This is a genomic window from Rhodanobacter sp. KK11, from assembly GCF_033345435.1.
In the GTDB taxonomy this organism is placed as follows: Bacteria; Pseudomonadota; Gammaproteobacteria; order Xanthomonadales; family Rhodanobacteraceae; genus Rhodanobacter.
On sequence record NZ_JAWPMI010000001.1, the window covers coordinates 1328419 to 1343357 of the forward strand.

General features: G+C 68.0%; 14 protein-coding genes. 4 read left to right on the forward strand and 10 right to left on the reverse strand.

What is annotated here, in order from left to right:
* Window positions 1-41: 41 nt before the first annotated feature.
* Window positions 42-1571, reverse strand: a complete 1530-nt coding sequence (locus tag R5H19_RS05910) for an amino acid permease (RefSeq protein WP_318158022.1) — start codon at window positions 1569-1571, stop codon at window positions 42-44.
* A gap of 167 nt (window positions 1572-1738) precedes the next feature.
* Here R5H19_RS05910 and R5H19_RS05915 point away from each other — a divergent pair, with 167 nt between their 5' ends.
* On the forward strand, window positions 1739-2290 hold the full coding sequence (locus R5H19_RS05915) for an NUDIX hydrolase (protein WP_318158023.1): 552 nt from the start codon (window positions 1739-1741) through the stop codon (window positions 2288-2290).
* Between the two features lie 59 nt (window positions 2291-2349).
* Here the strand turns inward: R5H19_RS05915 and R5H19_RS05920 are convergent, their stop codons facing one another.
* From R5H19_RS05920 to msrA, 4 genes are all read right to left on the reverse strand, one after another.
* Window positions 2350-2874, reverse strand: a complete 525-nt coding sequence (locus R5H19_RS05920) for a 3-hydroxyanthranilate 3,4-dioxygenase (RefSeq protein WP_318158024.1) — start codon at window positions 2872-2874, stop codon at window positions 2350-2352.
* A 46-nt stretch (window positions 2875-2920) separates the two neighbouring features.
* Window positions 2921-4810 carry a DNA topoisomerase IV subunit B gene (gene parE, locus R5H19_RS05925; RefSeq protein WP_318158025.1) on the reverse strand — a complete coding sequence of 630 codons (1890 nt, stop codon included), beginning with the start codon at window positions 4808-4810 and terminating at the stop codon, window positions 2921-2923.
* Window positions 4811-4884: 74 nt separating this feature from the next.
* Window positions 4885-6732, reverse strand: a complete 1848-nt coding sequence (locus R5H19_RS05930; RefSeq protein ID WP_318158026.1) for an ABC transporter ATP-binding protein — start codon at window positions 6730-6732, stop codon at window positions 4885-4887.
* Window positions 6733-6833: 101 nt separating this feature from the next.
* Complete coding sequence (gene msrA / locus R5H19_RS05935; protein WP_318158027.1) at window positions 6834-7538, reverse strand: peptide-methionine (S)-S-oxide reductase MsrA; 705 nt, start codon at window positions 7536-7538, stop codon at window positions 6834-6836.
* 128 nt (window positions 7539-7666) lie between these two features.
* On the opposite strand from msrA, the gene R5H19_RS05940 reads away from it, so the two are divergent.
* Window positions 7667-8479 carry an arylamine N-acetyltransferase gene (locus tag R5H19_RS05940; protein WP_318158028.1) on the forward strand — a complete coding sequence of 271 codons (813 nt, stop codon included), beginning with the start codon at window positions 7667-7669 and terminating at the stop codon, window positions 8477-8479.
* Between the two features lie 99 nt (window positions 8480-8578).
* Here the strand turns inward: R5H19_RS05940 and R5H19_RS05945 are convergent, their stop codons facing one another.
* The 3 genes from R5H19_RS05945 to R5H19_RS05955 are packed head-to-tail and all read right to left on the reverse strand — an operon-like array spanning window position 8579 to window position 9720.
* Window positions 8579-8824, reverse strand: a complete 246-nt coding sequence (locus R5H19_RS05945; RefSeq protein WP_318158029.1) for an RNA-binding S4 domain-containing protein — start codon at window positions 8822-8824, stop codon at window positions 8579-8581.
* Between the two features lie 27 nt (window positions 8825-8851).
* A complete protein-coding gene (locus R5H19_RS05950) occupies window positions 8852-9289 on the reverse strand; it encodes a barstar family protein (RefSeq protein ID WP_318158030.1) in 438 nt (145 codons plus the stop codon).
* Entirely contained in the window at window positions 9286-9720 is a 435-nt protein-coding gene (locus R5H19_RS05955) for a ribonuclease domain-containing protein (protein WP_318158031.1), read from the reverse strand. Before R5H19_RS05955 ends, R5H19_RS05950 begins: the two co-directional genes overlap by 4 nt.
* A 165-nt stretch (window positions 9721-9885) precedes the next feature.
* Between R5H19_RS05955 and R5H19_RS05960 the strand changes: the two genes are divergently transcribed.
* Window positions 9886-11439, forward strand: coding sequence for an oligopeptide:H+ symporter (locus R5H19_RS05960; protein WP_318158032.1), 1554 nt, complete (start codon window positions 9886-9888; stop codon window positions 11437-11439).
* Window positions 11440-11472: 33 nt separating this feature from the next.
* Here the strand turns inward: R5H19_RS05960 and R5H19_RS05965 are convergent, their stop codons facing one another.
* Entirely contained in the window at window positions 11473-12306 is an 834-nt protein-coding gene (locus R5H19_RS05965; protein WP_318158033.1) for a DUF72 domain-containing protein, read from the reverse strand.
* Entirely contained in the window at window positions 12303-13097 is a 795-nt protein-coding gene (locus R5H19_RS05970) for a phosphatase PAP2 family protein (RefSeq protein ID WP_318158034.1), read from the reverse strand. Before R5H19_RS05970 ends, R5H19_RS05965 begins: the two co-directional genes overlap by 4 nt.
* Window positions 13098-13246: 149 nt before the next feature.
* On the opposite strand from R5H19_RS05970, the gene R5H19_RS05975 reads away from it, so the two are divergent.
* On the forward strand, window positions 13247-14926 hold the full coding sequence (locus R5H19_RS05975) for a serine hydrolase (protein WP_318158035.1): 1680 nt from the start codon (window positions 13247-13249) through the stop codon (window positions 14924-14926).
* Window positions 14927-14939 lie beyond the last annotated feature (13 nt).

The following is a 14939-nucleotide window of genomic DNA, read 5'->3' on the forward strand; positions in this document are numbered from 1 at the left end:
CGCGGCGGCCGGCGCTGTAGGCGCCGGCCGCCGGTGGTTCGTCAGCGGGCGTTCTGGCGCAACTTGCTGTTGCGGTAGCCGTAGAAGGCGTAGATCAGGAAACCGATCGCGATCCAGCCGAGCATCAGCGGCCAGCGCTCCTTGAAAGCCTGCCAGAACAGGAACAGGCAGGCAGCGGCACCCAGCGGGCAGACGATCCACGGCAGCGGCACGCGGAACGCGCGCGGCAGCTCCGGTCGCGTGCGGCGCAGCACCAGCACGCCGATGCAGACGGTGGCGAAGGCCAGCAAGGTGCCCATCGAGACCAGGTCGCCGAGCACGTCCACCGGGAACAGGCCGGCAAGGGTGCAGGCAATCACGCCCACCAGGATGGTGCCGATATAGGGCGTGCGGTGTTTCGGGTGCACGCGCCCCAGTGCCGGCGGCAGCAGACCATCGCGCGACATCGAATAGAAGATGCGCGGCTGGCCCATCAGCATCACCAGCACCACCGAACTCAAGCCGGCGAGGGCGGCGAACACCACCAGGATCTTCAGCGCGCCCAGGAGATAGCTGGAGGCGCTGCCGGCAGCGACAGTGCCGAGCACGTAGTTGATCGCGGTGGCGACCGGCTCGGGCGTATTGAGCATGCGGAACGGCGTCGTGCCGGTCATGACCGCAGCCATCGCCACGTACAGCACGGTGCAGATCAGCAGCGAGCCGAGGATGCCGATCGGCATGTCGCGCTGCGGGTTCTTGGCTTCGCCGGCGGCGGTGGAGACCGCGTCGAAACCGATGTAGGCAAAGAACACCAGGGTGGCGCCGCGGTAGATGCCGCTCCAGCCGAACGTCGAGCCACCTTCGTTGGCCGGGATGAACGGGTGCCACAGGTCGGTGTTGATGTAGTTGAACATCACCACCAGGAACAGCAGGATCACGCTTACCTTGATGGCCACGATGATCGCGTTGACCGCTGCCGACTGCGTGATGCCGAGATAGCAAAGCCAGCTGATCGCGCCGACGATCAGGACGGCAGGCAGGTTGACCACGGCGCCGGTGAGCACCAGCTTGTGGCCTCCGGTGGCGAAGGTGAGTGGTGCCGAGGAGAGCGCTGCCGGCAAGTTGAAATTCAGCCCCGTCATCGAACTGAGCATGCGCAACATTTCGCTGAAGTAGCCCGACCAGGCCACCGCCACGGTCGATGCGGCAAACAGGTATTCGAGTACCAGCGCCCAGCCGACGAACCAGGCGACCACTTCGCCCAGGGTGGCATAGGAATAGGAGTAGGCACTGCCGGAGACCGGCAGCATCGCGGCGAATTCCGCGTAGCACATGCCAGCCAGGCCGCAGGCAACGGCGGCGATCAGGAAGCTGAGGATCAAGGCGGGGCCGGCGAACTGCGCGGCTGCCGTGCCGGTGATGGCGAAGATGCCGGCGCCGATCACCGCACCGATGCCGAGCATCACCAAGTGCCTTGCGGTCAACACGCGTTTCAGTGTGACTTCACCCTGCGCGCCGCCTTCAACGGGCTCACCGGCGTCCACATGAGGCATCGCCTCGATGGAATGAGTGGCAAACAGACCTTTTATCATCAAGCTCCCCCTCAAGTGATGTTGCCCGCTTCCGCTCTGCGGCGGATGGCTCGGAACAGGCAAGCAATGGCGGGCCAACATAGCCTAGCCATAGGTGTTGTACAAGCTTCGTTCATGTTGCGGCGAAACATGTCGCGACGAGTTTCAAACCACTCCAGTGGATCTCCATGCAACAGCCAACCATCTTCATGATCGACGCGCTCCAGCGCTACCGTGACCAATGGCATGGTGAGTCGGCGACGGTCACGCAGTTCGAAACATTCCTGCATACGCACGCGGATGCATTCGAGCGCGGCAATCTTGCCGGTCACTTCACCGGCTCGGCCTGGCTGGTCAGCGCGGACGGCGGGCGGGTGCTGCTGATGCATCACCGCAAGCTGGACCGCTGGTTGCAACCGGGCGGCCATGCCGACGGCGATGCCGATCTGGCGCGTGTGGCGTTGCGCGAGGCGCAGGAGGAAACCGGCGTGGCCGGTCTGCGCGTCGAGGGCGGCATCTTCGATCTCGATCGGCACCGCATCCCGGCCCGCGGCAGCGAGCCGGAGCACTGGCACTACGACGTGCGCTACGTGGTGCACGCGGATGCGGACGAACGCTTCACGATCAACCAGGAATCCCGTGCGCTGGCCTGGCGACCGGTTGCCGAAGTGGCGGGAGACGAAAGCCTGGACGCTTCGCTGCAGCGCATGGCGCGCAAGTGGCTCGCCCTGCACCCGTAGGAGCCCGCTCGCGGGCGATGCTTTCGCTTTTCCCAGGAGCATCGCCCGCGAGCGGGCTCCTACGAGGCGTATTTTTCAGGCGCGGGGTTGAGATGGCCACAGGCATCGCAGGTGCGTGCCTCGCGCGAGCGGTAGAAGCGCTCGAACACCGGCGGGAAGTCGTGCTCGATGCTGTCGAGCACGAAGTACTCCTCGTACAGCTTGTGGTTGCAGCGCTCGCAGAACCACATCAGGCCGTCTTTCTCGCCCGGCAGGCGGCGGCGCTCGATCACCAGTCCGATCGAACCGGCGCCGCGGTTCGGCGAGTGCGGCACGCGCGGCGGCAGGTAGAACATCTCGCCGGCACGCAGCGGGATGTCGCGGGCGACACCGTCGTCCTGCACCTTCAGCGTGATCTCGCCTTCGAGCTGGTAGAAGAACTCGGGGCCTTCGTCGTAGTGGTAGTCGGTGCGCGCGTTCGGCCCGCCCACGATCATGATGATGAAGTCGCCGTCGACGATGCACTTGTTGCCCACCGGCGGCTTCAGCAGGTGGCGATGTTCCTCGATCCAGCGCTGCAGGTTGATGGGCGGGGTCAGGGCCATGGCGTTGCTCGCATGTGATGCGTGCATCTTAGCGCCAGCGCGGGCGTCACACTTCCAGCGTGGCCAGGTCGCCCTTTTCCTCCAGCCACGCCTTGCGGTCGCCGGCGCGCTTCTTGGCCAGCAGCATGTCCATCAACCTGGCCGTGCCCGCGTCGTCGTCGACGGTCAGCTGCACCAGCCGACGGGTATCGGGGTGGATGGTCGATTCGCGCAACTGCGGCGGGTTCATCTCGCCCAGGCCCTTGAAGCGGGTGGTGCTGACCGCGCCCTTGATCTTCTCGCGCTCGATCCGCTGCAGCATCGCTTCCTTCTCCGCCTCGTCGAGGCAGTAGAACACCTGCTTGCCCACGTCGACGCGAAACAGCGGCGGCATCGCCACGAACACGTGGCCTTCGCTGACCAGCTTCGGGAAGTGGCGCAGGAACAGCGCCGACAGCAGGGTGGCGATGTGCAGGCCGTCGGAATCGGCGTCGGCGAGGATGATCACCTTGCCGTAGCGCAGACCGGACAGATCGTCCTTGCCGGGATCGCAGCCGATCGCCACCGCCAGGTTGTGCACTTCCTCGGAGGCCAGTACCGAGGTCGATTCCACTTCCCAGGTGTTGAGGATCTTGCCGCGCAGCGGCAGGATCGCCTGGAACTCCTTGTCGCGCGCCTGCTTGGCGCTGCCGCCGGCCGAGTCGCCTTCGACCAGGAACAGTTCGGTGCGGGTGAGGTCGGTGGCGGTGCAGTCGGCCAGCTTGCCGGGCAGGGCAGGGCCCTGGGTGATCTTCTTGCGCACCACCTGCTTGGCCGCCTTCAGCCGCGCGCTGGCGCGTTCGATCGCCAGTTGCGCGATGCGCTCGCCGGTCTCCACGTTCTGGTTGAGCCACAGGCTGAAGGCGTCGTGGATGACGTTCTCGATCAGGCCGGCGGCATGGCGCGAGGAAAGCCGCTCCTTGGTCTGGCCGGCGAACTGCGGGTCCTGCAGCCGTGCCGACAGCACGAAGGCGAGGCGCTCCCACACGTCTTCCGGTGCCAGCTTCACGCCGCGCGGCAGCAGGTTGCGGATGTCGCAGAACTCGCGCACTGCGGTGGTGAGGCCCGAGCGCAGGCCGTTGACGTGGGTGCCGCCCTGCATGGTGGGGATCAGGTTGACGTAGCTCTCCTGCACCAGCTCGCCTTCGGGCAGCCAGGCCAGGGCGACCTCCATGCCTTCGGCGTCGCGTGCCATCTGGTGCACGAACAGGTCGTTCGGCAGCAGCTCGTTGCCGTCCAGTTCGCCGCGCAGGTAGTCGCGCAGGCCATCCTCGTAATGCCACTCGACGACTTCGCCGCTGGCTTCGTCGGTGAGTTTCACGTTGAGGCCGGCGCACAGCACCGCCTTGGCGCGCAGCAGATGCTTGAGCTTGCCCAGCGAGATCTTCGGCGAATCGAAATACTTCGCTTCGGGCCAGAAGCGCAGGGTGGTGCCGCTGCGCTTCTTCGGCACGCTGCCGACCACTTCCAGCGGGCTGATCTTGTCGCCGTGCGCGAACACCATCGCGTATTCGGAGCCGTCGCGGCGAATGCTGACCTCGACCCGTTCGGACAGCGCGTTCACCACCGACACGCCGACGCCGTGCAGGCCGCCGGAGAAGCTGTAGTTCTTGCCGCTGAATTTGCCGCCGGCGTGCAGCCGGGTCATGATCAGCTCGACGCCGGACACGCCTTCCTCGGGGTGGATGTCCACCGGCATGCCGCGGCCGTCGTCGCTCACCGACACCGAGCCGTCGGGGTGCAGGACCACCTCGATCGAGGTGGCGTAGCCGGCCAGCGCCTCGTCCACCGAGTTGTCCACCACTTCCTGCACCAGATGATTCGGGCGGGTGGTGTCGGTATACATGCCGGGGCGGCGCTTGACCGGGTCCAGGCCGGAGAGGACTTCGATGTCGGCGGCGTTGTAGCGACTGCTCATGCGTGTATTTCGATCCGGTAAAGACGGCAAAGCATGGGGCGCGCGGGCGGCGACGGTCAAGCCGACCGGGCGGATCAGCGGTAGCCCTGCGCCTGCAACGAGAACAGATGCGCATAGTGGCCGTCCTCGGCCATCAGCTGCTCGTGATTGCCGCGTTCGATGATGCGGCCGTGCTGGATCACGATGATCTGGTCGGCCATGCGCACGGTGGAGAAGCGGTGCGAGATCAGGATCGCGATGCGCTTGCCGGCCAGCTCGCGGAAGTGCTCGAAGATGGTGGCTTCGGCCTGCGCGTCCATCGCGGCGGTGGGCTCGTCCAGCACCAGGATGTCGGCGCGCGAGCGCATGAAGGCGCGCGCCAGCGCGATCTTCTGCCACTGCCCGCCGGACAGCTCGCGGCCGTCGTTGAACCATTTGCCCAGCGGGGTCTGGAAACCGGCCGGCAGCGTGTCGATGAAGTCGCTGGCCATGCCCTTGTCGGCGGCCTCGCGCCAGCGCGCCTCGTCCTCGAAATGGGTGACGTCGCCGGCGCCGACGTTCTCGCCCACGCGCATCTGGTAGCGCGCGAAGTCCTGGAAGATCACCCCGATGCGCTGCAGCAGCACGCCCTCGTCCCATTCGCGCAGGTCGGTGCCGTCGAGCAGGATGCGGCCGCGGTCCGGCGTGTACAGCCGCGTCAGCAGCTTGATCAGGGTGGTCTTGCCCGAGCCGTTCTGGCCGACCAGGGCCAGCGACTCGCCGGGGCGGATATGCAGGTCGATGTCGCGCAGTGCCGGCTCGCCGGCGCCGGGGTAGGTGAAAACGACGTGCTCGAAGCGGATGCCGTCGTCAGGCTTCGCGCCGCGCTGCGCCACGCCGGTGGCGGGTGGCACCGGGGTTTCCAGGTAGTCGTACAGGGTCGACAGGTACAGGTTGTCCTCGTACATGCCGCCGATCGCCGACAGCATCGCCGACACCGCCGCCTGGCCCTGGCGGAACAGCATCAGGTACATCGTCATCTGGCCCAGCGTGATGCGCGCGACCACGGTGCTGGCGGCGATCCACGCGTAGGCGCCGTACAGCGTGAGCGTGCCGAGCAGGCCCAGGGCGAAGCCCCAGCTCTCGCGACGCACGGTGAGGTCGCGGTCGTCGCGGTAGAGCTTGTCGAAGATGCCGCGGTAGCGGCCCAGCAGCAGCGGGCCGAGGCCGAACAGCTTCACTTCCTTGGCGTGGTCCTCGCGCGCCAGCACGGTTTCCAGGTACAGCTGCATGCGCGTTTCCGGCGAGCGCCAGCGGAACAGCCGGAACGCGTCGCCGGAGAACTTCGTCTCGGCGAAGAACGCCGGCAGCCCGGCCAGCAACAGCACCGCCACCGCCCACGGCGAGAACTGCAGCAGCAGGCTGCCGTAGCTGAGCAGCGAGATCGCGTTCTGGCCCAGTCCGAACGTGCGCGTCACCAGCGACAGCGGCCGACTCGACGCCTCGCGGCGGGCGCGGGTCAGCTTGTCGTAGAACTCCGAGTCCTCGAAGTGTGCCAACTGCAGGGTCAGCGCCTTCTCCAAGATCATCACGTTGACGCGTTGCCCCAGCTGCGCGCGCAGCAGCGACTGGCACAGCGACAGCCCGCGCTGGGCGCCGGCCAGCGCCGCCACCAGCACGCCTTCCAGTGCCACCCATTCGAATACCGATTGCAGGGGGGCGTGGCCGGCCGCCGCCCATTGCCGGCTGGCGGCCACCACCGCGTCGACGATGTGCGCACCGACGTACGCGATGCCGGCTGGCAGCAGGCCGGCGACCAGGGTGAGCGCGGCCAGCGCGACGGTCAGCGCATGGCTGGTGCTCCACACCAGCGCGATCGCGCGCCCGCTGTAGCGGAACACGCCGAGGAAGCTGCGGGTGAGCTCGGTCGATTCGGCCGATGGTGGCGAGGCGTGAGGCGGCACGGGAAAGAATCGTCAGGCCAGCGGCGCAGATGCGCGGAAGTCCCGAGATGGGGGCCGTGCCGCGCGGTGCAAGTCACCGCCGGCAAGCCGACGTCGGCAGCTCAGCGCAGTTGCACCTCGACGACTTGCCGGTCCGGCTGGTACAGCGTCGGGAACAGCTGCTGCAGCTGCGCCACCTTCGGTGCGTCATTGAAGACGATGTACGGGTTGTTCGGGTGCAACCGGAAGTAGTGCTGGTGGTACGCCTCGGCCGGGTAGAACGCCTGCAGCGGCACCAGCTGGGTCACGATCGGCGCGGGAAAGGACTTCGCCGCGGTCAGCTGCGCGATGTAGGCGCCGGCGATGTGCTGCTGCTCGGGGTTCGCGTAGAAGATCACCGAGCGGTACTGGCTGCCCACGTCCGGGCCTTGCCGGTTGCGTTCGGTGGGGTCGAGCGCGACCGAGAAGAACACCTGCAGCAGGGTGCCGTAGCTGACCTCGGCCGGGTCGTAATGCACCTGCACCGATTCGGCATGCCCGGTATCGCCTTCGCTGACCTCGTCGTAGTGCGCGGTGTCGGCGTTGCCGCCGGAGTAACCGGCGATCACCCGGTGCACGCCCTTGACGTGCTCGAACACCGCCTCGATGCCCCAGAAGCAACCGCCGGCCAGCACCGCGACCTGCTCGCCGTGAACGGTGGTTTTCGGGGCATCGACCGTCGGCGCCGGGAGCGCGCCGTTGGTAGCGGACGCCGGCTGGCACGCGCTCAGGCCCAGCATCAGCAGGGCGGCCAGCGGGATGACATGGAGTGGGCTGCGATGGATCATGTTGCGCCTCGCCGGAATGGCCATCGGGTGGCCGATACCTGTTCTTCGTTGGGCATGGGTCATCGGTTACCCTTGCCGCGCCGGCCGGACGGGTACCATCACCGGCGGTTGGTCTTCTGGGGTAGGGGATGCACGGTTCCATCGATCTGGACGCCTATCTGCGGCGCGTCGGCTGGCATGGCGGTGTTGCTGCCGACGAGGCCACCTTGCGTGGTCTGGCGGTGGCGCACGTGGCCGCGATCCCGTTCGAGAACCTCAACCCGCTGCTCGGCCTGCCGGTCGAACTGGACACGCAGGCGCTGGAACGCAAGCTGGTGCACGACGGCCGCGGCGGCTACTGCTTCGAGCAGAACCTGCTGTTCGCCGCGGTGTTGCGCACGGTCGGCTTCGAGGTGTCGGGGTTGATCGCGCGCGTGCTGTGGCAGCACCCGGAAGATGCCGTCACCGCGCAGACCCACATGCTGCTGCGGGTCGAGCTTGACGGTGCGAGCTGGCTGACGGACGTCGGCTTCGGCAACCAGGTGCTGACCGGCGCGCTGCGGCTGCAGGCCGACGTGGAGCAGGCGACCGGCCACGAGCCGTTCCGGCTGGTCGAACGCGACGGCGAATGGCGCATGCAGTCATGCGTGCGCGGGCAGTGGTTCACGCTGTACCGATTCGATTTGCGTCCCAGCGAGATGGTCGACTACGTGGTGGCCAACCACTATGTCTCCACGCATGCGGCCTCGCGTTTCCCGCGCAACCTGATCGTGGCGCGCACCACCGTCGACCGGCGCCTGAGCCTGCTCAACCACGAGTTCACCGTGCGCCGGCTGGGCCGAGAGCCCGAGCGGTACCGGCTGGATGGCGTGGCCGCCATCCGCCGCGTGCTGGAAGGTGAGTTCCTGCTGCGCCTGCCATCCGGCGAGCTGGACCGGCGCCTGGATCAATTGCCGGACTGACCCGCATCGCCGGGAAAGGCAGGAGCCCGCTCGCGGGCGATGCTCCTGGAGCCGGGACTCGGGATTCGCAAAAGCAGAGCATCGCCCGCGAGCGGGCTCCTACCCGAGGCGCGTGTCGGCAGGGTGGGGGTCGGCCAGCACGCGGATTTCGGCGTCACCGATGCGTACCACCTGGCCCGCGCGGATCTTGCAGGTCTTGCGCAGTTCGATGGCGCCGTCGACGCTCACCGCGCCGCTGGCCACCAGATGCTTGCCGGCGCCGCCGCTGTCGCACAGACCGACCAGCTTCAGCAGCAGGTTCAGCTCGACGTAGTCGCCGTCCAGTTCAAAGTCGATGGTTTGCATGGCGTTCCGGAGTGGTGGGGTGCGTTGCTACGGAAAGGGCGGGGCGAACGCGCTGTCGGGTAGCGCGAGGAACGCGAACCAGGGGCGGTCGTGTTCTGCGCCGAAGGTGGCGGCGTCGTCTAGGATGCCGAGCAGGATGTCGTAGTCCGCGGCGGCGGCATGGTGCAATGCGTCGGCATGTTCGAACAGCAGCACGTAGCCCCAGCCCGGCAGCCAGCTGAGGTCGCGCAGGCAGTCGGCCAGAGCGTCCCAGTTGTGGCCGAAGCTGGCCGGCAGCAGCAGCGAGGCGGCGAGCCGGCGCAGCAGTTCGTCCTTGCCGCGGCAGCCGGCCAGGTCGGTGCGGCAGACGTGCAGTTCTTCACGCGTGGCGGTGCGGGCCAGCCGGTCCAGGTCGTCGACGCCGACGAAGTACACACCGTTCATGACGGGTCGGGTCAGGTCGAGGTCGAAGCCGTGCGTGTTCATCGGGCCGCCTCGAAACGACGGAAGCTGCGGTAATGGTCGTCGCTGTAGTACCAGACCACCGGCGGCATGCCGCCGGTGACGATGCGCCGCGCGCCGCGGTTGCGCGCACCCGGCGTCTCCACCGTGTACTCGCGGTAATAGCCGCGTGGCTGTTTCGGCAGCAGGCCCTCGTAGTTGCCGAACACGGCGCCGTCCTGGGTGTGCGGGAACGGGCCACCGCGGGCGATCCGGTCCAGCGTGGCGTGTGCCTCCGCCGGCAGGAAGGTGGAGGCGTCGGTGCCGGCGTGACGCTCCGGCGCGCGCGGCGATGCGTTGCTGTCCGCGCTTGCTGCCGGGCCGGCGCCGGCTGGCGTCGTGCCGGTGTGGCGGTTCCACAGCGTCACCGCGAGGACGATGAATGCCAGCAGGATCAGTGGTTTGAACTGGCGCATGCGGACTGGTCGGCGATGGATGCGCGGCGAGCTTAACAGGGCAGGGCGACAGGCCATGTGAGGGGCGTTGCCTGCGGGGTTCCGTGATTGCAGGAAATTGCGCACACTCCGGCGGACCCGTGGACACGGCGCCGCGCGCCGCCCACCCGATTTTCAGGAGTACGGATGAGCACCACCCCCGATCACGCCGCCGGGCGCATGCCGCGCCAGATTGCCTACATCATCGGCAACGAAGGCTGCGAGCGCTTCTCCTTCTACGGGATGCGCAACATCCTCACCCCGTTCCTGATCACTACGCTGCTGCTGTACATGCCCGAGGGACAGCGCACGCTGGCGGCGAAGGACGTGTTCCATACCTTCGTGATCGGCGTGTACTTCTTCCCGTTGCTCGGCGGCTGGCTGGCCGACCGCTTCTTCGGCAAGTACAACACCGTGCTGTGGATGAGCCTGGTGTATTGCGCCGGCCACGCCTGCCTGGCGATCTTCGAGCACAACCGCTTCGGCTTCTTCACCGGCCTGGGCCTGATCGCGCTGGGCGCGGGCGGCATCAAGCCGCTGGTGGCGTCGTTCATGGGCGACCAGTTCGACCAGTCGAACAAGCACCTCGCGAAGGTGGTGTTCGACGCGTTCTACTGGATCATCAACTTCGGTTCGTTCTTTGCCTCGCTGCTGATGCCGTTGTTCCTGCACCACTTCGGCGCGGCCGTGGCGTTTGGCATTCCCGGCGGCCTGATGTTCATCGCCACCGTGGTGTTCTGGCTGGGCCGCACGAAATACGTAATGCTGCCGCCGACGCCGCCGGACCCCAACGCGTTCTCGCGGGTGCTGCGCACTGCGTTGCTGACCCATCGGTCCGGACAGTCGCGGCCTGGCCTGTGGATCGCGGCCGTCGGCGTGCTGGTGGCGCTGGGCGGTTTTGCCTTCGTCGACACACTGGGCTTCGTGATCGTGGCCTGCCTCGCGCTGGTGGCGCTGATCGGCGGCGTTGGCGGTGGCGCCTGGCTGCAGATGGAGCGCGCCCGCGGCCTGCATCCGGATGCGGCGGTCGATGGCGCGCGCAACGTGCTGCGCGTGCTGGTGATCTTCGCGCTGACCACGCCGTTCTTCTCGCTGTTCGACCAGAAGGCCTCGACCTGGGTGGTGCAGGGCAGCGAGATGAGCATGCCCGCGTGGTTCCACCCCGCGCAGATGCAGGCGCTGAACCCGATGCTGGTGATGCTGCTGATCCCGTTCAACAACCTGGTGCTCTATCCGCTGCTGCGCCGCCTCGGCTACGAGCCCACCGCGCTGCGCCGGATGACCGCCGGCATCGCCTTCAGCGGCCTGGCGTGGATCGTGGTCGGCGGCCTGCAGGTGGTGATCGACGGCGGCGATCCGCTGTCGATCGTGTGGCAGGTGCTGCCGTACGCGCTGCTCACCTTCGGCGAGGTGCTGGTCTCGGCCACCGGGCTGGAGTTCGCCTACAGCCAGGCGCCGGCCTCGATGAAGGGCACGGTGATGAGTTTCTGGAACCTCACCACCACCGTCGGCAACCTGTGGGTGCTGCTGGCCAACGCGGCGGTGCGCAACGAGGCGGTGACCGGCTCGATCGCCCGCTCGGGCCTCAGCGTCACCGCGTTCCAGATGTTCTTCTTCGCCGCGTTCGCGCTGCTCGCCGCGCTGGCGTTCGGGCTGTATGCGCGGCGCTATCGCGAGGTGGACAACTACCGCTCCGGCTGACGTATCGCTCCCGTAGGGCGGGCACTGCCCGCCCTACGGCATCGAGTCCACCCGCGCCTGCAGCGCCATCGCCGCGGCCGGGTTGCGGTGCTTGGCGGCGCTGATGAAGAACACGAACACGTCGCGCGGCGGACCTTGCGGTTGCGGTGCGGAGGCGTGCGGCAGCTCGGCGACGTCCTTGCCCGCGGCCCAGTCGCGCGCATGGCGGGCCCAGCGGTCCAGTTCGGCCGGTGGGTAGCCGGCGGGGTGGCCGTCCTCGCTGCGCATCAGGCGCGCGTAGCTGAAGTCGCCGGTGAGGTCGGCCAGCGAGGGGTAGTCGGGCGAGTCGGTGAACACGGTGGGCACGCGCTGGGCGCGCGCCAGTGCCACGTAGCGTGTGTCGAGGAAGCTGGGGTGGCGCACCTCCAGCACGTGACGCAGCGGCTGGCCGTTCAATTCGCGCGGCAGCGCGTCGAGAAAGGCGGCGAGGTCGTCGGCGTCGAACGGCCGCGACGGCGGCAGCTGCCACAGGATCGGCCCCAGCCGGTCGCCCATCTCGGCCAGGCCGCCATGCACGAAGCCGCGGATGCCGTGGCCGGTATCGGCCAGCCGCTTGCCTTCGGTGATGTAGCGCGGCGCCTTCAGCGAGAACATGAAGCCCGGCGGCGTGTCGGCCGCCCACTTCGCGTAGGTGGCCGGCTTCTGCGCGCCGTAGTAGGTACCGTTGATCTCGATCGCGCGCAGCTGGCGGCTGGCGTATTCCAGCTCGCGCCGCTGCACCAGCTTGGCCGGGTAGAAGTTGTCGCGCCACGGCGCGTAGTTCCAGCCGCCGATGCCGACGCGGATGCGCGGGCCGTCGGTGTGGGCGGGAGCAAACAGGTCGTTCATGGCTGCACTTCCGCGGCCGGCTTGCGCAGGTGTTCGGCGGCGCTGATGCACAGCACCAGCCATGCCGCGCCGGCGGCATAGCCGGCCATCACGTCGCTGAAATAGTGCACCTGCAGCAGGATGCGGCTGATCCCGACCACGCCGACCAGCAGCACCGCGGCGGCGATCACTGCGCGGTGGAAGCGCGGCGGCAGCAGGCGCAGCAGCACGTAGGCGAGCATGCCGTAGAACACGATGGAGCCGAACGCGTGGCCGCTGGGAAAACTCCAGCCGGGTTCGATCACGAAGCCGTGGTCATGCAGCGGCCGCACGCGCTGGAACAGCGCCTTGAGGCTGCCGTTGATCGGCATGATGCCGAGCAGGGTCAACGTCCACATGCCCGCCAGCTGCCCGTGCCGGCGCAGCAGCAGGAGCAGCGCCACCCCCGCGGCCGCGGGCGCCACCCACCACAGGTCGCCCAGGTGGGTGACCGCCGCGATGGCGCGCAGCACCGGCAGCGGCAGCTGCGCGCGCAGGCTCTCGGCCAGGCCGGCGTCGAAGCGGGCCAGCTCGCCGGGCGGCTGTCCGGCGACCGCGGAGGCGATGGCGAGGAACAGCAGGGCCAGCGCCAGCAGCAGCACCAGTCCCACCTGCCAGCGCAGCGCGGTCGGTGCGTTGCCACGGGCGAGCGCATGGCGATGCCAGCGTGCGTTGTGCCGCCAGGCGAGGTCGCCGGCCAGCAGCGCCAGCAACAGCAGCAGTGCCCACAGCCGCAGGGCATGGGCGGCGATCCATTCCACCATGGGGTCCATCGCGTTTCCCGCTTCGCCGTCGCCGGCATGAGGGCGCCATGATCGGCGCTGCCGCGCGCCGCGTCGAGCGGCCGGTCGTGACTTCCAGCGCTGGCCTTGCATCCGGTTTGCCGCGATAGTGGCGCGACTGTCACCCGCGGAGCCTTCGAATGTCCCAGCGACCCCTCTCCCTGCGCCTGGCGCTGTGCTGCGCGCTGCTCGTGTCCGCCACCGCCGCCACGGCGCAGACGCAGTCGGCGCAGTCGCCGCCGCCGGTCTCCACCGGCGACCTCGCACGGCCGCTGCTGCCGGACCAACTGCAGGATTTCGGCGCCTACGTGGACAGCGCGCGCAAGACCTTCGACGTGCCGGGCATCGCGGTGGCGATCGTCAAGGACGGCCAGGTGGTGCTGGAGCAGGGCTTCGGCCTGCGCGAGATGGGCAAGCCGACGCCGGTGGACGCGCGCACGCTGTTCGCGATCGCCTCCAACACCAAGGCGTTCACCGCCGCCGCGCTGCAGCAGTTGGCCGGCGCCGGCAAGCTGAAGATGGACGACCGGGTGATCGACCACCTGCCGTGGTTCCGCATGTCCGACCCGTACGTCACCCACGAGATGCGCATCCGCGACCTGCTGGCGCATCGCAGCGGCCTCAGTCTCGGCGCGGGCGACCTGCTGTACTGGCCGCCGACCTCGTACAGCACGAAGGAAGTGGTCGAGCGGCTCGCTCATGTGCCGATCAAGAACGGCTTCCGCGCCGGCTACGCCTACGACAACATCCTGTTCGCGGTGGCCACGCTGGTGATCGAGCAGGCTTCCGGCCAGAGCTACGCCGACTACGTGCGCGAGCATCTGTTCAAGCCGGTCGGCATGGACGAATCGCTGGTCGACATGACCTATCTGAAGCCCGGCATGGACGTGGCCACCGGCCACGCCAAGGCCGATTTCAAGGATCTCAAGCCGGTGCCGCCGATGGCCTGGCTCAACGACCCCGGCGCCGGCGGCATCTACTCCAGCGTGCACGACCTGGCGAAGTGGATGAACGTGCAGCTGGCCGGTGGCGAGCTGCCCACGAAGGACGCCGACGGCAAGCCGGCGCGGCTGTTCTCCGAGGACAGCCAGCGCGAGATGTGGAGCATGCTGACCCCGATCAAGATCGGCAAGCCGCCGATTCCCGAGCTGGCGCCGCTGGTGCCGAACTTCTCCGGCTACGGCGAAAGCTGGTTCCTGTCCGACTATCGCGGCAAGAAACTGGTCTGGCATACCGGCGGCTGGCCCGGCATGGTCTCGCGGCTGACCCTGGTGCCGGAGCTGAAGCTGGGCGTGGTAGTGCTGACCAACGCCGAATCCGGCGCCGCGTTCAACGCGGTGACCTATCGCGTGCTCGACGCGTACCTGAATCCGGAGCACAAGACCGACTGGGTGGCGGCGTACGACAAGGCCGTGAAGAAGTCCGAGGCCAAGGCCGACGACAGCTTCGCCAAGCACGAAGCGGCGCGTGACAAGCGCAGCAAGCCCTCGCTGGCGCTGGCGAAGTACGCCGGCAGCTACCGCGACCCCTGGTACGGCGACGTCATCGTCAGCCATGAGAACGGCAAGCTGCGCCTGCGTTTCTCGAAGACCGCGCAACTGGTCGGCACGATGACGCCGTGGCAGCACGACACGTTCACCGTGCGCTGGGACGACCGCACGCTCAATGCCGACGCGTTCGTCACCTTCAGCCTGGACGTGGACGGCCGCGTGCGCGAAGTGCGCATGCAGCCGATCTCGCCGTTGACCGACTTCAGCTTCGACTTCCAGGACCTGCGCATGGTGCCGGTCGCGGACCAGCCGGATGCCGACCAGCCTTGAACAGACGCCGGGG